General features: G+C 54.4%; 21 protein-coding genes. 8 read left to right on the top strand and 13 right to left on the bottom strand.

Annotated features, from left to right (window positions below; genetic code table 11):
• Positions 1-19: 19 nt before the first annotated feature.
• The 4 genes from DG177_RS11785 to DG177_RS11770 all read right to left on the bottom strand — a co-directional run bounded on the left by DG177_RS11785 (position 20) and on the right by DG177_RS11770 (position 5245).
• The gene (locus DG177_RS11785; protein ID WP_108811657.1) at positions 20-1447 is read right to left on the bottom strand and encodes an aldehyde dehydrogenase family protein; all 1428 of its coding nucleotides are present in this window, start codon (positions 1445-1447) and stop codon (positions 20-22) included.
• 78 nt (positions 1448-1525) lie between these two features.
• Positions 1526-2818, bottom strand: coding sequence for a cytochrome P450 (locus tag DG177_RS11780; RefSeq protein WP_108811656.1), 1293 nt, complete (start codon positions 2816-2818; stop codon positions 1526-1528).
• A gap of 12 nt (positions 2819-2830) precedes the next feature.
• The gene (locus DG177_RS11775) at positions 2831-4366 is read right to left on the bottom strand and encodes an AMP-binding protein (protein ID WP_108811655.1); all 1536 of its coding nucleotides are present in this window, start codon (positions 4364-4366) and stop codon (positions 2831-2833) included.
• A 141-nt stretch (positions 4367-4507) separates the two neighbouring features.
• Entirely contained in the window at positions 4508-5245 is a 738-nt protein-coding gene (locus tag DG177_RS11770) for a 6-phosphogluconolactonase (protein ID WP_108811654.1), read from the bottom strand.
• Between the two features lie 126 nt (positions 5246-5371).
• Here DG177_RS11770 and purU point away from each other — a divergent pair, with 126 nt between their 5' ends.
• Positions 5372-6232, top strand: coding sequence for a formyltetrahydrofolate deformylase (gene purU, locus DG177_RS11765; protein WP_108811653.1), 861 nt, complete (start codon positions 5372-5374; stop codon positions 6230-6232).
• 2 nt (positions 6233-6234) lie between these two features.
• On the opposite strand, the gene gspI is transcribed toward purU, so the two are convergent.
• Together gspI and gspH are read right to left on the bottom strand one after the other, a co-directional pair.
• Positions 6235-6654, bottom strand: coding sequence for a type II secretion system minor pseudopilin GspI (gene gspI / locus DG177_RS11760; RefSeq protein WP_337658772.1), 420 nt, complete (start codon positions 6652-6654; stop codon positions 6235-6237).
• Positions 6651-7136, bottom strand: a complete 486-nt coding sequence (gene gspH, locus DG177_RS11755; protein WP_108811652.1) for a type II secretion system minor pseudopilin GspH — start codon at positions 7134-7136, stop codon at positions 6651-6653. Before gspH ends, gspI begins: the two co-directional genes overlap by 4 nt.
• Before the next feature lie 111 nt (positions 7137-7247).
• On the opposite strand from gspH, the gene DG177_RS11750 reads away from it, so the two are divergent.
• The 7 genes from DG177_RS11750 to DG177_RS11720 all read left to right on the top strand — a co-directional run bounded on the left by DG177_RS11750 (position 7248) and on the right by DG177_RS11720 (position 14944).
• Positions 7248-8045 (top strand): enoyl-CoA hydratase-related protein, encoded by a 798-nt coding sequence (locus tag DG177_RS11750; protein WP_108811651.1) that lies wholly within the window; start codon positions 7248-7250, stop codon positions 8043-8045.
• A gap of 2 nt (positions 8046-8047) precedes the next feature.
• Positions 8048-10006, top strand: coding sequence for an alkyl/aryl-sulfatase (locus tag DG177_RS11745; RefSeq protein ID WP_337658771.1), 1959 nt, complete (start codon positions 8048-8050; stop codon positions 10004-10006).
• 24 nt (positions 10007-10030) lie between these two features.
• Positions 10031-11185 carry an acyl-CoA dehydrogenase family protein gene (locus DG177_RS11740; RefSeq protein ID WP_108811649.1) on the top strand — a complete coding sequence of 385 codons (1155 nt, stop codon included), beginning with the start codon at positions 10031-10033 and terminating at the stop codon, positions 11183-11185.
• 11 nt (positions 11186-11196) lie between these two features.
• Positions 11197-12222 carry an acyl-CoA dehydrogenase family protein gene (locus tag DG177_RS11735; protein WP_108811648.1) on the top strand — a complete coding sequence of 342 codons (1026 nt, stop codon included), beginning with the start codon at positions 11197-11199 and terminating at the stop codon, positions 12220-12222.
• A 73-nt stretch (positions 12223-12295) separates the two neighbouring features.
• The gene (locus tag DG177_RS11730) at positions 12296-13273 is read left to right on the top strand and encodes a nitronate monooxygenase (RefSeq protein ID WP_108811647.1); all 978 of its coding nucleotides are present in this window, start codon (positions 12296-12298) and stop codon (positions 13271-13273) included.
• Positions 13230-14060: an SDR family NAD(P)-dependent oxidoreductase gene (locus DG177_RS11725; RefSeq protein ID WP_337658770.1), complete on the top strand. Its 831-nt coding sequence runs from the start codon at positions 13230-13232 to the stop codon at positions 14058-14060. The genes DG177_RS11730 and DG177_RS11725 overlap by 44 nt, the downstream gene beginning before the upstream one ends.
• A 74-nt stretch (positions 14061-14134) precedes the next feature.
• Complete coding sequence (locus DG177_RS11720) at positions 14135-14944, top strand: CPBP family glutamic-type intramembrane protease (RefSeq protein ID WP_108811645.1); 810 nt, start codon at positions 14135-14137, stop codon at positions 14942-14944.
• Positions 14945-14952: 8 nt separating this feature from the next.
• Here the strand turns inward: DG177_RS11720 and DG177_RS11715 are convergent, their stop codons facing one another.
• The 7 genes from DG177_RS11715 to DG177_RS11685 form a co-directional block, all read right to left on the bottom strand.
• Positions 14953-15627 carry a DUF899 family protein gene (locus DG177_RS11715; protein WP_108811644.1) on the bottom strand — a complete coding sequence of 225 codons (675 nt, stop codon included), beginning with the start codon at positions 15625-15627 and terminating at the stop codon, positions 14953-14955.
• Positions 15628-15706: 79 nt separating this feature from the next.
• Entirely contained in the window at positions 15707-16654 is a 948-nt protein-coding gene (locus DG177_RS11710; protein ID WP_108811643.1) for a nitrilase-related carbon-nitrogen hydrolase, read from the bottom strand.
• 19 nt (positions 16655-16673) lie between these two features.
• Complete coding sequence (locus DG177_RS11705) at positions 16674-17642, bottom strand: alpha/beta fold hydrolase (RefSeq protein ID WP_337658769.1); 969 nt, start codon at positions 17640-17642, stop codon at positions 16674-16676.
• Positions 17635-18033: a RidA family protein gene (locus DG177_RS11700; protein ID WP_337658768.1), complete on the bottom strand. Its 399-nt coding sequence runs from the start codon at positions 18031-18033 to the stop codon at positions 17635-17637. The genes DG177_RS11705 and DG177_RS11700 overlap by 8 nt, the downstream gene beginning before the upstream one ends.
• Before the next feature lie 2 nt (positions 18034-18035).
• Complete coding sequence (locus DG177_RS11695) at positions 18036-18794, bottom strand: crotonase/enoyl-CoA hydratase family protein (protein ID WP_108811641.1); 759 nt, start codon at positions 18792-18794, stop codon at positions 18036-18038.
• Positions 18795-18814: 20 nt separating this feature from the next.
• Positions 18815-19939: an acyl-CoA dehydrogenase family protein gene (locus tag DG177_RS11690; RefSeq protein WP_108811640.1), complete on the bottom strand. Its 1125-nt coding sequence runs from the start codon at positions 19937-19939 to the stop codon at positions 18815-18817.
• 29 nt (positions 19940-19968) lie between these two features.
• The gene (locus DG177_RS11685) at positions 19969-21183 is read right to left on the bottom strand and encodes an acyl-CoA dehydrogenase family protein (RefSeq protein WP_108811639.1); all 1215 of its coding nucleotides are present in this window, start codon (positions 21181-21183) and stop codon (positions 19969-19971) included.
• Positions 21184-21296 lie beyond the last annotated feature (113 nt).

The following is a 21296-nucleotide window of genomic DNA, read 5'->3' as shown; positions in this document are numbered from 1 at the left end:
CACATTTTAGGCAAGTGCCTTAAGCGGGCACATTATTCTTCTTAACTGTGATCACCTGCGGATAGGTGAATTCGAGAAGGCCTTCCTTGCCATATTCCGCGCCAAAGCCGGATTGTTTGTGGCCACCGAACGGGGCGAATGGTGACAGGTGCAGGAATTCGTTTACCCACACGGTCCCGGTTTCGAGCTTCTCTGCAATCTCAACGCCCTTGTCGGGATTGGCGGTCCAGACTGCGCCAGCCAGACCATATTCGCTGTCATTGGCACGCTGGATCACTTCGTCTTCTGTGCTGAATTTCATCAGCGGCATGACCGGACCAAATTGTTCCTCAGCCACAATTCGTGCATCTTCCGGCGGATTGTCGAGGATAGTGATTGGCATATAATAGCCAGGCACATCGGGATCATGGTCGCCGCCGACGAGGAACTTATAGCCATTATCCTTGGCATCCTGAACCAGCTCCAGCACACGGTCATATTGCTTCTTGTTCTGGATCGGACCAACCGCTGTGCCTTGCTGCGCGCCGTCTCCAACCTTCACATGCTTGGCATATTCGGCAATGGCAGCGCTCAATTCGTCATAAATATCTTCGTGGATATAGATGCGTTTCGCTGCAACGCAGATCTGGCCCGCATTGGTGAAGCTGGACCAGAATAGCTGCTCGGCCACTTTTTCAACATTGGCGTCTGGCAGAACGATGGACGCGTCATTTCCGCCCAGTTCCAAGGTGATCCGTTTGAGATCCTTGGAAGCGCCTTCCATGATCTTCTTGCCAGTCGCAGTAGAGCCGGTGAAGGTAATCTTGTCGATATCGGGATGGCCAGTAATCAACGGGCCGAGGCTATCTTCGCCGGTAAGAATGTTCACCACACCAGCAGGGGCGACATCTTTAATCAGCTCCGCCAGCCGCAATGTTGTCAGCGGCGTGAACGGTGATGGCTTCAGGACGATGGTGCAACCGGACAAGAGCGCTGGCGCGATTTTCTGCACCGCCATCATGACCGGGAAGTTCCACGGCACGATGCCGCCAACCACACCAACCGGAACCCGGCGGGTACGGCTTAGGCGTTCGTCTGTATCTTCGTTAATCTCGTCATCGAGGTCGAGCGTCGATTGCGCGCCAGCCATCATCGACGCACCGATAATTTCGCCTTGTGCCTGTGCATGCGGCTTGCCCTGCTCTGCGGTCAGCAGGCGGAAAAGCTCGTCGCTATTCTCTTTAATCGTTGCGGAAATCGCCTGCACCACCGCACGGCGGTCGTCGATTGATTTCTTGCTCCAGGCCGGGAAAGCCGCGCGCGCAGCGGCGACCGCTTCGTTCAACTCAGCTTCGCCGCAGGACGGCACCTGTCCGATTACCTCTTCGTTGGCGGGATTGACCACGTCCAGCATATCGTCCGTGCCGATCATCTGGCCATTGATGAGATTCTTATATTGGGTAATCATGTCGCTCTCCTTTGGAATTTCTGCCGTATCGTTTCTATTTTGGTTTCTTATAAACTATTACAAGACTATCGCCGCCTGTCATTTTGATAGAGTATATCTAAGTGGTAGCGTTTTGAGGCCACCAACAAAACTGGATTTTGCCCGCCTGGGTTCTCCCGCCAGCTCCACCGTTTCGATCCGGTCGAGTAGTTCATTGAATAATATTTTCATCTCCATCCGCGCCATGTGCAATCCAAGACATTGATGTGCCCCGGCACCGAATGCCAGATGGCGATTAGGCGAACGGGCCGCGTCAAATTTGCGCGGATTGTCAAAAATCCGATTATCATGATTAGCCGCGACATAGTTGATCATCAGCCAATCACCCTTTTCAACTGGCACCCCGCCAACGTCAACATCTTCAGCAGCGGTGCGCATGAAATGCTGTACTGGCGAGGTCCAGCGGATTGCTTCCTCAACAATGCCGGGCAGGAGATCACGATCGGCTTTGAGCCGCTGAAACTGTTCCGGGTCCTGGGCCAGTGCCATCATCGCGCCGGCTGTCGAAGCCGATGTCGTATCATGTCCGGCCGATGCCACGATGATATAATAGCCCGCCATATCGCGGTCGCTAAGATATTCGCCATCAACCTTGGCATTGGCAATCACGCTGGCGACGTCCTCGGTCGGATTGGCACGCTTTTCTTCGGTGATTTTGGTGAAATAGGTTTCGAAATCGGCGACCGCTCCGATGACCAATTGGGTGATCTGTTCCGCCGTCATATTTGCCATGCCGGTCTTGTTAAGATCCTCATCCTGCCCGCCAAACATTTGCTGGGTCAGGAACAGCATACGCTGCTCGTCTTCCTCGGGCACGCCCAATATTTGCATGATCACATGCAGGGGATAGGGCGAGGACACCAGCGGAACAAAGTCCGCTTCGGTTCCGGCCTCCACCAGTCGATCCACCGTTGTTTTAGCGAGTGCACCAATTTCCGCTTCCAGCTGCTTCAGGTTTTTTGGCATGAACCATTCCTGGGTCAGTCGGCGATATTTCGGATGAATTGGTGCATCCAAAGCAACCAGTGAATTGACCAGATGCGGGCTGCCACCCGTCACCGCTTTCACAATCTCTTCGCCTTCGCGAAATCCAAACACCACGCCGCGCGGACTATTGAGAAACGTCTTGTTGTCCTTGCTGATCCGCATCACATCATCATAGCCCGTGACCAGCCAGAACGGATCGTGCAGATCACCATTTTCCACGCGCGCGACGGGCATGTTTTCGCGCAACCAATCAAAGGTGTCGAGCAGACCGTCCCATTCCGCATAGGCAACAGGATCAATAACTGTTGATGCTACCGATGCCGGTGCTTGTGGTGCTGCGCTCATATCATCCTCCGCTTATACGATTCGGCTACCGGACTTGCCCCAATATTCATCGCGGAGCAGGCGTTTATAGAGTTTACCAGTCGCCACTCGTGGCAATTCGTCGCGAAAATCAATCTGCCGGGGGACCTTCACGCCCGACAAAGTTTGGCGCAAATAGGCTTCCAGCTCCTGGGAGAAATCGTCATTGGCATCGGCCATATCCATCGGCTGAATCACCGCGACGACCTTTTCTCCCATATCATCGTCCGGTGCGCCGATAACGGCGGCATCCGCCACTTTCGGATGCGTCACCAATAGGTTTTCAATCTCTTGCGGATAGATATTTACACCGCCTGAAATGATCATGAAGCTCTTGCGATCGGTCAGATAGAGAAAGCCGTCCTCGTCGACTTTTCCGACATCGCCGAGCGAGGTCCAGCCATGCTTATTGTGTGCGGCTTTGGTTTTTTCGGGGTCATTATGATATTTTACTGGCGCACCGCCTTCGAAATAGATCTGCCCTTCTTCACCTACGGGCACTTCTTCGTCATTTTCATCACAAATATGGACAATGCCTAGAAGAGCCTTGCCGACTGAGCCTTTATGTCCCAGCCAATCTTCCGAGTTGATAAAGGTAAAGCCATTGCCCTCTGATCCCGCATAATATTCGCGGATTATGGGGCCCCACCATTCGATCATCTTTTCCTTTACCGGAACGGGGCACGGGGCCGCGGCGTGAACCGCACAAGTCAGGCTGGACACATCATATTTCATCCGCGTCTCTTCGGGAAGTTTGAGCATCCGACTGAAATGCGTCGGCACCCATTGGCTGACATCGACTTTGTATTTTTCAATCAGCGCCAGCGCCTGCTCCGGATCGAATTTTTCCATTACGATGACCGTGCCGCCCATCTTGTGGACAGTCATGCACCAGCGCAGCGGGGCCGCATGATAAAGCGGAGCGGGCGACAAATAGGTACAGCCTGGTTGAAAACCAAATGCACCTTGCGCCATCATGACCAGTGCATTGGGCGCAGCAATATTTTCATCCTCGGGGAACGGAATTCGCACGCCCTTGGGCCGGCCCGTTGTACCGGAACTGTAAAGCATATCTGTACCATGGCGCTGATCATCAATCGGGTCGTCCGGCATTTCGGCCAGCGCCTGCTCGATGGCGCGGTTATCTTCCACACCATAGAGAAATTGTTTCACATCGGGGTTGAGCTTGTGCAATTCATCGACGACACCTTGTTTTGTATCAGAGCTGATCAGTAGCGTTGCGCCGCTATCTCCCAAAATATAGGATACTTCAGCAGCCGTCAGACGACTTGGGATCGCAACATAATAAAGGCCCGCGCGCTGTGCGGCCCAAGCAAAGTCAAAGAAATTGGGGTGGTTGTCCAGCAACACCGCTACCGTGTCGCCAATTTGCAAACCCTCCTTGCGGAAGAGATGCGCCATGCGATTGGACGCTTTGTCCAGCTCACCGTAAGTTTCAACGGCGCCAGTACTGGCCATGATGATCGCTGGCTTATCGGGATTTTCCTGAGCATGCAGATAAGGATGCATCGGTTGCGTCTCTCCATTTGGGGGCGACCGCCTATGCCTTGTTTGAGCATGGCGATTCGCGTTTTTCCCATCATGGTTTAAGCGCGCAGTTAAATCAATGGATTGTCTGACCGTCTATCCATAGAGGAAAAGAATAATCCTCTAATTCTCCACATAGATATCCACAGGCACAGTGAGGTCAGCAAAGACGCGGCCGATGGAAGCCATGCTGCCCGCACCTTCGCCTATGGCCTGTTCCAGATACATTTGGGAGCCGGCGCCATTGAGCAGCACCAGAACCGTCCGCGCTTCGCAAATGGCGGCCTTCGTAATTGTCACCAGCGGCGTGTCGCCATTGTCCGGCATGATTCCAGCCGCCCGCTTTTCCTTAGGGCCGTCCAACGCTTCTTCCAGATCAGCACTTTCTACCAGACCAGCGGTGCTACCGTCCTCACCCATGCCGAGCCAGATGAGATCCGGTGGCCATTTGGTATCCTGAAGCCGCGCATCGGCGGCACCGCCCGCGAGATGATAGTCATCATTCTCGGTCGCAATCGGCAGCACCCGGGCACCGCGCGTCATAAATAGTTGCGCGAGGGTTTTGACATGGCTGCGCGGATCATCAACTGGAACGAGATAATCATCTGTCGGGATGATCGTGACATATTTCCACTTGATCTGCTTTGCTGCCAAGGCTTCTAGCACCGGCATGGCGTCTTCGCTCACCGGCAGTGCCAGCAACGCTTCACCGCGGGCATCAAGCGCGCTTTCGATGATGAATGCAATATCGCCGACGACGGCTTCGATCATTTCAGCCCGGTCATCAAAATCCCACCACTCGAGTTGAGAATCTTCGCCTTCCGGCAAATCATCGAGATCCCATGATTCATCTTCACTCATATTCGGTCCTGTCCTTCGGATGTCTTGCTGAGGCTTCTAATCGCTGCAGAAATCAGCACAAGGGTAAATCCCGCTTTTCAAATGGTCTGCTTTGCGTCAATTGGGAGCTGAAAAGGCGATAGGTTCATGATCGAAAACTATATTCTCACACTGACTGCTGAAGATCGGGTGGGCCTGGTGGCCGCCGTGACCGGTTTTCTAGCCGAGCATGACGGCTTTATTTTGGACAGTCAGCAATATGCCGATCTCGAACTGGAGCGCTTTTTCATGCGAGTCGAGTTTAAAGGAGCCGGCGACAAGTTTCCGTCTAGCCTGGAAGCCCTCACCGAGAAGTTTTCAGCCGTCGGCACGCGCTATGCGCTGAACTGGACACTGGTCAGCGGCGCCGAAAAACCCAACATCATCATTGCCGTGTCAAAGGGCAGTCATTGCCTCAATGACTTGCTTCACCGCTGGAAAACCGGGGGGCTGCCGGTTAATATTGCCGGTGTAGTCAGCAATCATGATAGCCTGCGTGACCTGACCGAATGGCATGATGTCGCGTTCCATCACCTCCCTGTGACTGACGATAATCGAGCCGAGCAGGAGCAGGCGATATTGGAAATCATGGATAGACAGCAGGTCGATTATCTTATTCTCGCGCGCTATATGCAAATATTGTCCGATGATCTGAGCGGTAAACTGGCTGGCCGCTGCATCAACATCCATCACAGTTTTCTGCCCGGCTTCAAAGGCGCCAGACCCTATCACCGCGCTCACGAACGCGGGGTAAAGCTTATCGGTGCCACCGCCCACTTCGTTAGCGCCGATCTTGATGAAGGGCCGATTATCGAGCAAGCAGTAGAACGTGTCGACCACCGGGCAAGTGTTGAGGAGATGATCCGTATCGGCCGGGATATAGAGGCACAGGTTCTGGCCAAAGCGGTGAAATGGGCCGGTGAACACCGGATATTGCTGAACGGCAACAGGACGGTCGTGTTTCGCTAAGCTCAGTTTTCAGTCGGTGGGCCCGGGTCAGGCGCATCGAGTATTATATTCGCCGGACGCAAGATCGTCAGCGCCGCTGGGGCGCCGCTGACCTTTTCCTGCGCCGTGATATCGATTTGGATGAAATTACCCTCTTCGGTCAGGCGGGCACTTTGTGTCCATGTCCATTTGAGTCCGCCATTTTCCTCCTCACCGCTTCTTTCACCAAGACTTGGTGGGCGCGGGTCGGTCAATATTTCCACCGCCCGGTTGCGAACGACAGATTGAGCCACTACGCGCAATTCCAGTTCGGCTGCATTGCGGGTCGTATAGCCTTGCAATCGGATCAACGCGAGCGCAGCAAGGCTGAAAATCGACAGTGCAACCAGCATCTCGATCAGCGTGAAGCCGCGTTCACCGGAATATTTTCTTGAAATCTTCACCGCGTTTCCTCGTCGCCAGCTAGCCGGACATCTCCCATCGGGGCGATGAATATATTGCGCGCAAAATCCTTGTAATCCAGACGCACGACGGCCCGATCGCTGGGCAACCCCGTGCTTTCAAAACTGATCAGCAAAGGCCCGGCATCACCCACAGCGGCTGTCACCCCGCTGGACCAGTTAGTCGATCGAAAAGGCTTGTCTTCGATCACCGACCAGCCACCTTTGCGCCGCTCAAGAAAGCTATAACCCGAAGGTGTCACCTGCACTGCCATGGGACGGGACTGCAAAATCGCATTGTCTCGGAGCGCAGCCGTTCGTGCCGCAAATTTTTGTGCATCCTGCTCCAGATCGTTGCTACCATCGGGAAAAGACAAGACCACAATTGAAGCCATCAGGCCCAAAATCACTAATACAATCATGAGTTCCACCAGCGTAAAGCCGGTTTCATGGTAATTGCGAACAGAGTTTCGGCGGGATTGCATAACATCAGCTTATCGGTTCAGTCCGATCCCTCTCTTGCAGAAGCGGGGCGGGCCTGCAATGGATGAACGCCAGTAGAAAGTGATTCAAGCCAGCGAACAGGTGGGGAAATTATGAGCGACGTCGTTCTTTATGACAAACAAGGCCGTGTGGTCACGATAACATTGAACAAGCCGGAGACACGCAATGCGTTGTCGACCGATCTTTGCGAATCGTTAGTCAATGCGATGAAAAAAGCCGATGCGGATAAGGGTGTGAGCTGCGTGGTGCTCGCAGCCAATGGGAAAAGCTTCTCCTCTGGCGGCAATCTGCATGAAATCAAGGCGATGACCGCCGAGCAGAATATGACACCGCTGCAGATTGAAGAATGGTACAAAACCGGTATCCAACAAATCCCGTTGGCGATGGCCGGGATTTCGGTTCCGGTGATTGCGGCCGTCAATGGCCACGCGATTGGCGCTGGCAATGACCTGACCACCATGTGTGATATCCGTATTGCCGGTGAAGATGCGATTTTTGCCGAAAGCTTCTTGCGCGTCGGCATCATTCCTGGAGACGGCGGCGCATGGCTGCTGCCCCGCATCATTGGTCAGGCGCGCGCCAACCAGATGCTGTTCACCGGCGAGTTTATCGATGCCCACAAGGCGCTCGATTATGGCTTGGTCTCAGAGGTAGTGGCCAATGATGATTTGCTCAAACGCGCCTATGAACTGGCCGAGCAAGTGGTTGCCCTGCCCCCGCTGGCGATTCGCAAAACCAAGGAATTGGTCCGCACGGCGCAAAGCGTAACATTGAAAGAAAATCTCGATCAGGCGGCTCTCTTTCAGGGCGTTCTTCAACAGCTCGACGACCACCGGGAAGCGATCGATGCGATTCTTGAAAAGCGCAAACCGGTGTTCAAGGGGGAATGATCATGAAGACGCCAGGATATCTCACCGCCGCTTCGTTGATGGCAGCGCCGCTGCTCATGGCCGCAGGCGAGCCGCCGGAAGGTGTCGCTACGGCGTCAACCAAAGCAGCCAACGCAGGAGTCGCAGCGCGTTTGCCAATTGCTGATCAGACGGATTTCGACAATGCCAATCGCGGCTTTCTGGCGAAGATTGAGGACGCGCAAATCCTGAACGAAGATGGCTCGGTTGCATGGGAAGTCGGCCAGTTTGATTTTGTCAAAGACGCGGCCCCCGATACCGTCAACCCATCCCTCTGGCGGCAGGGCAAGCTCAACAGCATCCATGGGCTGTTCGAGGTGCAACAGGGCATCTACCAACTGCGCGGCTATGATCTCGCACAAATGACCCTGATTGCTGGCAAAACCGGCTGGATTGTGGTTGACCCGCTGACGACACCTGCCCCGGCCAAAGCGGCTCTCGCCCTTGCCAATGAAACACTGGGCCAGCGCCCGGTGCAGGCGGTAATTTTCACGCACAGCCATGGCGATCATTTTGGCGGTGTAAGCGGTGTTGTTACACCGCAGGAAATCCAATATGGCAAGGTACAGATCATTGCTCCACATGGTTTTCTGAGAGAATCCATTGGCGAGAATGTGCTTGCCGGAACCACGATGAATCGTCGGGTACAATTTCAGTTCGGCACCAACCTGCCTGCCGGACCGACCGGCCATGTTGGGACTGGATTGGGGCAATATTTGTCAACAGGCGACCTGTCGCTGCTGCCGCCAACCAAGACGGTGAGCAAGGATGGCGAGACCCTCTCCATTGATGGCATCACTTTTGAGTTTATGGATGCCAGCGAGACGGAAGCACCAGCAGAACTGGTCTTTTATCTGCCCGAATTCAAAGCGCTGCATAGTGCCGAAGTGGCTACCCGCAATTTCCACAATGTGCTGACACCCCGCGGCGCTCTGGTCCGCGATACTCTGAAATGGAGCAAGGTGATTGATGCCATGCTCGCGAAATATGGCGAAAAGTCTGACGTGCTGCTCGCCAGCCATCACTGGCCAATCTGGGGCAGCGAGAATGTTGAGGCCGCTTTGAAGAACCAGCGCGGTCTATATCGCTATGTCCACGACCAGACATTGCGCCAGGCCAATCAGGGTGCCACGATGCACGAGATAGCCGAGAATATCGGCGAACCTGATTTTGCGGCAACAGATTTTGGCGTCCGCGATTATTATGGCACGCTCAATCACAATTCAAAGGCAGTATATCAGCGCTATTTCGGTTGGTGGGACGGCGTTCCGGCGCATTATCATGAGTTACCGCCGGTTGCAGCATCACGGAAATATGTCGCGGCGATGGGCGGTGCCGCCAAAGCGCTATCGGTTGGCGAACAGGCCTTTGCCACCGGCGATTATCGTTGGGCAGCCACCGTCTTCAATCATGTCGTCTTTGCTGACCCGGTCAATGAAGCAGCCAAAAAATGGCTCGCCTCCACCTATGAACAGCTTGGTTTCCAGGCCGAAGCTGGCACCTGGCGCAATATCTATCTGTCGGGTGCCAAGGAGCTGCGTGAGGGTAATGACCGGGGTGAAGTGGTCGCCACTACCAATGCGCGGGTGTTAAACAGCATTCCGGCGGTCGATTTGTTCGATGCTTTGGCTGCGCGCTTTAATCCGGCACGGATGAGGGGCGCTGGTGGAATCATTCAATTCACGTTCCCGGATCGCGGCGAAGCAGTCAGCGTTGATCTCGGCAAAAGCGTCATGTTCCCACGCGATGGCACCACTGATCGTTCGGTCGCGCAGATCACCGTCAGCCGGAGCGATTTTACCCGGGTGCTGATGCGGGAAATCACACCACGTGAGCTCATTGTATCCGGCAATATGCGGGTGCTAGGCAATGTCGGACTGATGGCGGCGATGTTTGGAGCGCTTGATCCGGTGGATCCGCAGTTCAACATCGTAACACCCTGAATTTTAACCCTGAGGCATTTGTCGATGCAACGATTCAACTTTCCCGTAGTCCAGCCTGAACCGGCGCTTGAAGAATTGCGTTCTGAGTTGCAGGTGTTTCTGAAAGAGGAGCGGGAAGCGGGCAATTTTCGCCCCGAGCCGGAATGCTGGATGGCCTCTTCCGACACCGAATTTTCCAAAAAAATGGGAGAAAATGGCTGGATCGGCCTGACCTGGTCGAGCCAATATGGCGGCCATGATAAAACGGCACTGGAACGCTATATCGTGACAGAGGAAACCTTGCGCGCGGGAGCTCCGGTGGGTGCCCATTGGATTGCGGACCGGCAACATGCACCAATGTTGCTCGAACATGGGACCGAAGAGCAGAAACTGGATATCCTGCCGCGGATTGCTGCCGGGGAATGCTATTTTGCCATTGGCCTTTCGGAGCCAGGCGCGGGTTCGGACCTGGCCAACGTCAAAACCAAGGCAGAAAAAGTCGAAGGCGGCTGGAAAATCAATGGCCAGAAAATCTGGTCGTCGGGAGCGCATATTTCGCACTATATGGTCGCCATCTTGCGTACCTCGCCAGCTGATGGCCGCAACCGACATGTTGGTCTCTCGCAAATCATGATTGATCTCAGCCTACCCGGTGTGACCATCAAGCCGATTACGGATCTGTCGGGCGACGCGCATTTTAACGAAGTCTATTTTGAAGACGTTATTGTGTCCGACGACTGCCTCTTGGGCGAAGAAGGTGGTGGCTGGAAACAAGTCACGGGCGAACTGGCCATGGAACGCTCTGGCCCGGAACGGTTTCTGTCCAGCTACATCACATTGGAAACAGCCTTGCACCAATTGCACGGCAAGTTGGGATCAGATTCTCACGCACGGCTCGGCAAGCTGATTGCTAACTTGCGGACCTTACGCGGTATGTCCTGGGGCATCGCTAATCTGCTCCATCAGGGTGTGTCGCCGGAAACCGAAGCCGCCTTGGTCAAGGATCTCGGTAATCGCCTCGAAAATGATCTGACTCTGCAAGTGAGGGCTTTGCTTAACGATCTGCCAGAGGACGAGTGGAGCGATGAAATGCGACGTATCCTCAATATCGGCATCTTGCGGTCGCCGCCCAACACACTGCGCGGCGGTACAACGGAAGTCATGCGGGGCATAACCGCACGGCAACTGGGTCTGAGATAAGGGTAGCGGCGATGATCAATACAGAAGGCATGGTCGCTGAAACGGCTGCAAAAATATACACCGATCTGTGCGGACGAGATGTCCCACATGAAGCCGAAGCTGGAAAATATCCGCGAGCCTTGTGGGATGCGCTGACCGAAAATGGTTTGCCGCTGGCGTGGGTTAGCGAAGATAATGGCGGCTTTGGTGCCGACTATGATGAAGTCTTCGGAGCCATCTGGGTCTCCGCAGAGGCTGCGTCACCAGTACCCTTTGCCGAGACCTTGATCGGGAACTGGTTGCTCGATCGGGCCGGTATCGAAATTCCTGATGGTGCTTCCACGTTCGCGATCCTGGAAGGCAAAACAGCCAGCGTTCCTTTCGCCGGTGCAGCCGATCATGTGGCGGTGTTTGACACAAACAAGAGCGCCATTTCTCTTTACAAAAGCGCCGACGCCTCGGCAGCTGAAGGGCACGCATTGTCACCCGATGGCGATACGCGCCTGGATTTCTCCATTGCGACGCCTGTTGCGAGCGCTGGGACCAACTTAACCCAGCGTGCGGTTGAGGCTTTGATCCTGACGGTACGTGCAGTGCAGATGGCTTCCGCCATCGAGGCCGCGCTCAACCTTTCCATCGCCTATGTCTCCGACCGTGAACAATTTGGCCGGCCATTGTCGAAATTCCAAGCGATCCAGCATCAGCTCGCCGTCGCCGCGTCAGAGAGCGCAGCCGCGACCATGGCCGCCACGCAGGCCGCAAGCGCGCTTGCCAGCAACGCTGATGACCCGGAAAAAGCATGGCATGAAGCAGTGATTGCCAAAGTCCAGATCGGTCACAGCGTCGAAGCCGTCACCGTCCCCTTCCATCAGGTGCACGGCGCCATGGGCTATACTCAAGAATATGACCTGCACCATTATACGCGTCGCCTGTGGGCGTGGCGCGATACGCTTGGCAATGAGCATCGCTGGTCCAAATTGCTGGGCGCAGAGCTTGCCGTAACGTCACCGGACCAGATCTGGAAAGGCGTGACAACCGGCGCCTGGATTGCTAGTTAACTGCTCGATTAAACCGATTCTCGAGACGCGTCGTACCGTCTCCAATCATTCCAACGCAAGAGGACCAAATCCCATGAAAACACGCATCACAGAGCTTTTTGGCATCGAACATCCGATCATTCAGGGCGGGATGCACTATGTGGGTTTTGCCGAACTGGCGGCCGCGGTTTCGGAAGCAGGCGGTCTCGGCATCATCACTGGTCTGACTCAAAAAACACCAGAAGATCTCGACAAGGAAATCAAGAAAGCCAAGGCGCTGACCGACAAGCCGATTGGCGTCAACCTGACCTTCCTGCCAATCGTCAACACGCCTGACTATCCCGGTTATATCAAGGCGATTATCGACAATGATATCAAGGCGGTCGAAACCGCTGGCAATAATCCGGCCCAATATCTCCCGTCCCTCAAAGAAGCCGGCGTCAAAGTCATCCACAAATGCACCGCCGTGCGTCATGCACTAAAAGCGCAGAGCATTGGTTGCGACGCTGTATCGGTTGACGGTTTTGAATGCGGCGGCCATCCCGGTGAAGATGATATCCCGAACATGATCCTGCTCCCGCGCGCGGCGGATGAATTGGATATTCCATTCGTCAGCTCAGGCGGACAGGCCGATGCCCGGTCGCTGGTTGCCTCACTCGCCATGGGCGCAGAAGGCATGAACATGGGCACACGCTTCATCGCCACGAAAGAAGCGCCGGTGCATCAGAACGTCAAAGACGCGATTGTTGCCGCCAGCGAACTCGATACCCGCCTCGTCATGCGCCCGCTGCGCAATACCGAGCGTGTACTGAACAATACAGCGGTCGAGAAGCTGCTGGAGATTGAAAAGGAAAAAGGCAGCGAGCTGCAATTTACCGACATTATAGAGCAAGTTGCAGGGGTCTACCCGCAGATCATGATGGAAGGTACGATGGATGCAGGTGCCTGGAGCTGCGGTATGGTTGCCGGCCTGATCAACGATATTCCAACCTGTAAGGAATTGATCGACAGCATAATGAGCGAAGCGGATGAGATTATCCGCGGACGGCTGGAAGGATATTTGGCAGCCTAATATGGAACCCTATCAACCGCTGAGCCGTTCCATCGCTGGCAAGAAAGCAATTGTCACCGGCGCGGCCAGTGGCATGGGCCGTGCCACAGCGCATCTGTTTGCGTCTGAAGGTGCGACAGTCGCAGTTACTGATCTCGATCAGGCGCGCTGCGACGCAGTTGTCCAGGAAATAACGGCGGCTGGTTATAGCGGCTCGGCAGAGGCCTGGGCCCTGGATGTCAGCAACCCTGACATCATCAAGGCGGTTGTTGCCGATATTGCCAACAGCTTCGGTGCTATTGATATTCTCGTCAACAATGCCGGTTTCGCGATTCCGGCTGATGTGGCGGAAGAAAGCTATGAGGATAGTTGGGAGCCAACTCTCTCGGTCATGCTGGCAGCCCACCAGCGGATGATCCGCGCGACGTTACCTCACCTCAGAGAAGCCGAACATCCAAGGATCGTCAATATCGCATCAACCGAAGGCTTGGGCGCTTCCCCGGGCAACAGTCCTTATGTCGCGGCCAAACATGGCGTGATTGGATTGACGAAAGGCCTGGCCGTTGATCTCGGCCGCGAGGGCATTACGGTCAACTGTATCTGTCCCGGACCGATACGCACGGGCATTACCGATGCGATTTCGGAGGAGCATAAAACCATCTACGCCAAGCGCCGCGTAGCACTGCGCCGCTATGCCATCCCGGAAGAAGTTGCGCACATGACCTTGTCCTGCGTGCTACCGGCCGCCAGCTTTCTGACCGGTGCAATCATTCCGGTCGATGGCGGCCTTACGATCAAAAACGCGTAAATACTGATCGAAGCAGCGCGTATTTTCATCGAATTGCCAAATCGCGATAGAAATTGGAACGCTAGCATCACGAAATGAACAATATTTCCAACGCCTCCACGTTGCTTCGCTACCCTCTACTGCTGCCAATCTTTCTCGTGATTGGAAGCATATCACTCTTCAAGCTTGCTGGTCTTTATCCTTTCTCATCGCGTTTTGCCGAAGACATGATGCACAGCAGCCTGCAAATTTTACTCTGTATCGCGGTCATCATATTGCTGAGACGATTTAACTTGTTTGACGCAACCGGACTAAACAATCCCATCCGCAACTGGCCACGAAACTGGCCGTTCGCGGTCGTACCGATGGGACTGATTGGGCTGATCAACCTGTTATCTGTCAATTGGGATACGCTTAGCTTCGACGCCGTTCGCGTCACAGGATGGATCTACAACAGCGTTTCAACCGGATTGTTTGAAGAAATATTACTGCGGGGTTTCTGCTTCTATTTTCTCTATCGTTGCTGGCAGGAGCGGGATAATGCCATTTTTCTGGCAGCTTTTGCGCAGGCTCTGATCTTTGGAATTGCCCATCTATCGAACCTTCAAAATGCACCTGTCGGAGATGTGTTGCCGCAAGTGGTTTATGCAACCCTTTTGGGCATCGGGTTCGCTGGAATCACAGTTTACACACAATCTGTCTGGCCGACGATTGCGATTCACAGCTTTATCAACGCCATGGGTGATCTCGACAATTTCTTCGGCCCCGTCATAGCCGACAGTGCCGGTGATCCATCGGGATATATCGCAGCGATCATTATTATTTTCTGCGTTGCAACCCTTCCCGGACTATATTTGTTGCGCCTTGGTCAAAGGCGAATAAACTCGGTCCGTTCGCATGCATGACTGCTATCTCATTCGCCATATTCGTCATGCCGCTTATCCCAAAACATTTCTCCTTTGGGCCAGCCATCAGGTGAATCTTCCCAGGGCTCCTGGCGGCCAAATGGCGTCAGATCGAGCCAAGTCCAGTGGCTGCCCAAATGCTCTACGCCGCGCTGATCGGTATAATAGGTGCGATAGATATCATCGCCATCGCGCAAGAACACGCTGGCGACATGATTTTCACCATCATCATTGGTGGCGTTGAAATCATAATTGAACTCGCTGCCAAAGGATGAAACCCATGGCAGATCCCAACCCATGCGCTGCTTGTATTGCACGAGTTTCTCCAACGGCGCGCGCGCTACGAGCACGATAGACGTGTCTCGCGCATTCAGATGGGCGGGATGAGACATGGCGTCCGTCACCCACGAACAACCCGGACAACCAGCATCAGCGTCAGGTGCAAACATGAAATGGTAAACTATCAGCTGTTTTCGGCCTTCAAATAGATCCAACAAACTGACCTCGCCATGTTCACTCTCGAACGCGTAGTCTTTCTCTACCTTCACCATCGGCAATTGCCGGCGCATCGCATTGATCGCGTCTTGCGATCTGGTCAGTTCCTTTTCTTTAATACGAAGCTCTTCGATCGCCGACTGCCATTTTTCATGGCTAACAATCTTCGGTCGCGCTGACTCTCCCATCAGTTCCTCCCAGTAAATCTATCATTTTTGAGAAACCAATATTAGCACATATGGATGGCCCAGACGATCCCGGGTTGTTTTAGTTCTTACGAACATTTTTCTGCGGTGCCACATTGGCCTGCAATTCAAAAATATCTGGTCGTGCGTAGTGGCCAGCAACATCCATATCGAATTTGCCCCTCGTCCGGTCATTCAGATCAATTTCAGCGGTCAGGATTGTTTCCTTACCGAATACCGGTCCTGCGATTACCTCTCCGGTCGGAGCGATGATGCAGCTGCCACCATTGATCAACAGGCTATCAGAATCATTCCCTTGCATCGCGTCAAATTGCTCTGCATCCAAGGTGATCATCCCGCGCTCGAGATACTGGCAGGCTGACAAGACAAAGGCGCGGCTTTCCAATGCGATGGTTTGCATCGTTGGCACCCATACCGGTCGGTCATCAACGGTGGAGACACAGTAGAAATCGGGCTGCGCGTCGTAATAATAGCTCCGCAGCAGCGGCATGTAATTTTCCCAGCAGATAGCGCTGACCAACCGGCCGGCGCTGCTGTCCATTACGGGGAGATCGCTGCCGTCACCTTGTCCCCAGATCAGTCGCTCCATCGCGGTCGGCACCAGCTTGCGATGCACACCGAGCAGGCTTCCATCCCTTTCAAAGCTGAAAGTCGAGCAATAAAGCGTCGCGCCTTTGCGTTCGATGGCGCCAACAACCACAGCCAGATCATTGGCAGCAACTGTTTCACTTAGAGCCTCAAATTCAGCGGAGCCCAGTGCAATGGCATTGTCAGAGTAGAGCCGGAACAATTCCCGCCCTGCATCATCCCGCGACCCAACGCGAACTCCAAAATCAACACCTTTAGGATAGCCGCCAACAAAGGCCTCCGGAAACACGGCCAGTTCACTCTTTCCAGTTTTGGCCTCCGACAAAAGGTCTGCAAATTTGTTCAGCGTCGATGGTGTATCGAAGGGATCGGATCCGGCTTGAACCACCGAAACGATACGTGCTCTGGAATTGCCGCTCATGACTAGACCTCTTTCTGGCTTATGGAACATCCCACAAAGCCAGAACAGAGCGCAGCGACGTCACAAATGCAAGCGGCTGATCGAGCATAAGATGGTGTTCCGCCTTGGGCACTGCAATCATCGGAATATGTGCACCCCCCAACTCACGCAAATAGGCCGCGCTGTCATCATCGAACAATCTGCTATTCTCGCCATAGATAATCGCTAGCCGGTGCGGCAGATCAACAATCCGTTGCGGAGCCTGCATCCATTTGGCCTGATCATTTTCGCTGCGGTGAAAAACCTTGGGGTTGAATTTCCAGGTCCAACCGCCTTCAACCTGGCGCATGCTGTGATAAGCCATATATTCCAACAAAAAAGGCGTCTGCACATCTTGCAAAGGCGCGAGTACGAAGCGTCCGCGCGCCGTCTCATAGTCAGGATAGACATTGGTAGGCCGGTCCGACTTGCCTGAACCTGGAGGACCGCCGCCACCCTTGAAATGCTCCATGAGTCTCTTTGGCCGCATGATCATCAAGTCGCAGATAATCAATCCGCCAAATCGCTCTCCAGCCAATTCCATCGCCGTCAGAGCTACACCCGAACCAAAGCTGTGAGCGATGATCTTCGGTTTCACTGGGCCGGAAAAAAGATCCAGCGCATCGGCGAGAGCGACCATATCTTCGGCGCGCTGTGCCCCTTCAAACACTGCTCCAATTTCGCTTTCTCCCATGCCGGCCAGATCATAGACGATAATGTCATAATCCTCGGCGAGGAACGGCGCGATAAACGCAAAACACCGAGCATGGGCTAGAAAGCCGTGCGTCAGCAGCAGCGGGGGATTACCGCGCTTGCCCCAGCGGAAATAATGGACCTTATGTCCATCCACTTCGATAAAGGCTTCCTCACGCGGCATATCAAGCGCCTCGGTGAACCAGGATGGCAATTCTTGATCAGCAGACCAGAGATCAACAATATCTCCGCTGCCTGTCGCTGTAGGTTCAGACAACCGCAATCGCCTCTATCTCAATCATCAGGTCAGGGGACGCCAATGCTGCACAGCCGATCAGAGTGAAGGCGACCTGATTCCCGCCAAGAGAGGCGAGTATCTCGGGAAAGGCCTCCGCGCCTTTTTCTTCGGTATAGTCGACGATGAAAGCGCGGGCGGAAACGATATTCTCTGGCCCGGCTCCAGCCGAAGCCAGTGCCTTACCGAGATTGCTACTCGCCATCTTCGCCTGTTCGGCCAGATTATCGGGGGCCGGATCGCCGCCCGGGGTCCAGGCCACCTGGCCAGAGATGAAAATCATCTTCCCTGGCGTACAAGTCGTAACCTGCGAATAGCCCATCGCAGCGGCGTCCGGCAAAGTATCGGGGTTGATCCGTTCAATATCAGGCATGATTACTCACCTTTCCAATCGGGTTTGCGTTTCTGTGCGAAAGCAAGCGATCCCTCCTGTGCGTCCTTGGACGTGAATACAGGGCCGGTAATCTCAGCCTGCTTTTTCCAAGCTTCTTCGCTGGTCCAATCATAGCTTTCGTTGATGATTTTCTTGGTCGCCTTGAGTGCCAGCGGACCGTTGGCAGCAACGGTCGCAGCCAATTCAATCGCTGCATCCAGAGCAGGACCATCGGTCAGGCGATTTACGAACCCGACGTCATAGGCCCGCTGGGCAGAGAAGAAATCTCCGGTCAAAGCCATTTCCATCGCTATGCGTTTGCCGACCAATTGCTGGAGCTTGATCACGCCGCCTGCCGCAGCAACGAGTGAGCGCTTCACCTCAGGAATACCGAATTTCGCTTTGTCATTGGCGACGCATAAATCACAGGCCAGCGCGAGTTCCAGACCGCCGGCGAGGGCATAGCCTTCGACAGCTGCGATGATCGGTTTTTCCGGGCCCTTTTCGGTGATGCCACCGAAACCATAGCCTTTCACCGATGGCGTTTCACCGCGCAGAAATCCTTTGAGATCCATGCCCGAACAAAATGTTCCGCCGGCGCCAGTGATGATACCAGCATTGAGGCTATTGTCATTGTCGAGCTGCTCCATCGCGGCTCTGATACCTTCGGCAGCTGCCTTGGTCATGGCGTTCTTCGCATCCGGCCGGTTGATAGTGACGATGATAAAGCCGTCCTGAATATCCGTGAGTACTTCTGACATATTGATCTCTCCTTTGAATCCTAATCGAATAGCAAGCCGGCCAGTTTCGACCTTTGATAAGCGGCGTCGCCGATGAGCGCGCCGTCAAATATAGCTTTGCGGCGGTGCAATTGCGCGTCGCAATCATGCGTGAAGCCAAAGCCGCCATGGAACTGGATTGAGCGATCCGCAGCACGGCTGTAGCTGCTATGGGCCTGCGCTGCCGCCATGCGAACAGCAACTTCGCCGCGGCCTTGCTCACCCCAGCTATGCGCCGCGCTATAGAGATGCGTCCGGGCTTTTTCATATTCGACATAATTATCGACCGTGGGATGTTTTAGCGCCTGGTAGCTTCCGATAATCTTGTCAAACTGCTTGCGGGTTTTCAGATATTCCAGCGTATAGTCGATGACCGCCTGCGACCCGCCGCACATTTCGGCCGCGTGAATGAGCCCGGCCGCGAGTTCAACTTTCTCGATGGTCTCGCGCATCCGGCTGGCATCAAACAGGGCATCTGCTGCAATCGTCACCCCGTCCAGAGTCAGCTCATAACTGCGTGCAGTTTCATCAATAATCGACTCCCGCCGCAGCGCACCGTCGGGCACGGCACTCCGTTCGATCAATGCAAAGCGAAGATCTCCATCAACCTTTATGGAAGCGATGGTCAGTTCTGAACTATCCGCCCAACGCACCAGTTGCTTCTTGCCGGATAGAACGAGGTTGCCACCCTCTTGCTTACCCGAACAGGCGATATTGCTCAGATCCCAATCACCACTCTCTTCAGCAAGAGCCATAGTAGCCGCACTGCCTGCTGCGATTTTCGGCAACCACTCGGCCTGCTGTGCCTCGCTGCCGCCAGCGAGCAAAGCCTGTGCCGCGATTGTTGTGCTGGCAAAGGGCGTATTCATTAAATTGCGGCCCATTTGCTCGGCAATCGGCACAACTTCGGCCATGGACAAGCCTACACCCTCGTGTTTCTCGGGGATAGCGATGGCCAGCCAGCCGAGTTCACCTATCTCTTTCCAAACCTGCGGATCATAGCCCAACTCGTCCTCCATTAGAGCCCGAACCTTGTCGATAGGCGACTTGTCGCGGCAGAAGTTGGTCGCGACATCCATCAATTCAATTTGCTCTTCGGTCGTGCCGATATTGCCCAGATTATCCATTTTTCCGTCCTGATTTTTCGTGATGAGGCTTAGCGCGTCTTCGGCAGGCCAAGCGCATGCTCGGCGACAATATTGCGCTGGATCTCCGACGTCCCGCCGCCAATTGTCGCGGAGAAACTGTTGAGATAGCTGCGGTGCCAGTAACCGTCATCCACAGCATTTTCATCGCCGACATAATAGCCCGCCTTGGTCCCCTGAAAGCCGAGCGAAAATTCGGTCAGCTCGCGGATCAACTCGGTCCGCGCCAGCTTGTTCATCAGCGGCAGGCCCATTGGCTTGTCTTGCATCAGCTGCGGCATCCGGCGGCGGGTGTTGTTGAGATTGAGCGCCTGGATATCAATCATATATTGCGTCATCTTGTCGCGCATCACCGGATCGTCGAGCAAGGGCTTGCCATTGCGCGTCGAGTTTTTTGCCAGCTCGACAATCTGCATGACATCCAGTTCCTTGACGAAATAGCCGCCGACCGGTTTAACCTTGGCGCCGCGCTCATATTCCAGCGTCTTCATCGCCATTGACCAGCCATTGCCTTCCCCGCCAAACAGGCAGTCGGCAGAAATCCGTGCGTCGGTAAAGAAGGTCTGCACAAAACCATATTCACCGGTCAACTTCTTGATCCGGCTGGTGCTGATCCCGTCAATCTTCATCGGATTAAGGAAAAAGCTGAGACCCTTATATTTATTCTCTGCCTCGAAATCGGTGCGTGCGAGCAGGATCATATATTTCGCCCGATCGCCCAGCGAGGTCCAGATTTTCGACCCGTTGAGAACATAGTCATCGCCGTCCTTGACCGCTTTCAGCTGCGCATTGCCAAGGTCACTGCCATGTTCCGGTTCGGAAAAGCCCTGGCACCATATATCCTCTGCATTGAGCATGCCCTTAATATATTTCTGTTTCTGCTCCTCCGATCCCAGATCAAGGATGAGCGGCCCAGCCCAGCCATTGCCAATCGCGTTGAGCATGATCGGGGCGTCATATTTTTTCATCGCCCGGGTCGCCGCACGCTGAAAATCCGTGTGCAGGCCGCCCCCGCCATATTCTTTCGGCCATGCCGCGCCCAGATAGCCCGCTTCATAGACCTTACGCTGCCACTCACGCAGGAAATCAAACTGCTCATCAGTTGACACCTCCATGAAGGTCAACGGCAGCATGAACCCGGGGTCACGAACCGTATTCTCCTTGAACCACGCATCAGCGGCTTGGCTATAATCCTTTAATTCGGCTGCGTCGGGCTTGTTGGCCATGGGGCTTTGCTCCTGAGATATCTTATCAATAGGGTCAGTGGCAGCGCACACCGCCATGCCCTATTTTTGGAATCGTTCCTTGTTAATTGAACGATTAAATTTGAAAAAGCAAT

The sequence above is a fragment of the Sphingorhabdus sp. Alg231-15 genome (assembly GCF_900149705.1).
Taxonomy (GTDB): domain Bacteria; phylum Pseudomonadota; class Alphaproteobacteria; order Sphingomonadales; family Sphingomonadaceae; genus Parasphingorhabdus.
The sequence above is the reverse complement of the archived record's forward strand: the minus strand, read 5'-3'. Positions and strand labels throughout refer to the sequence as shown.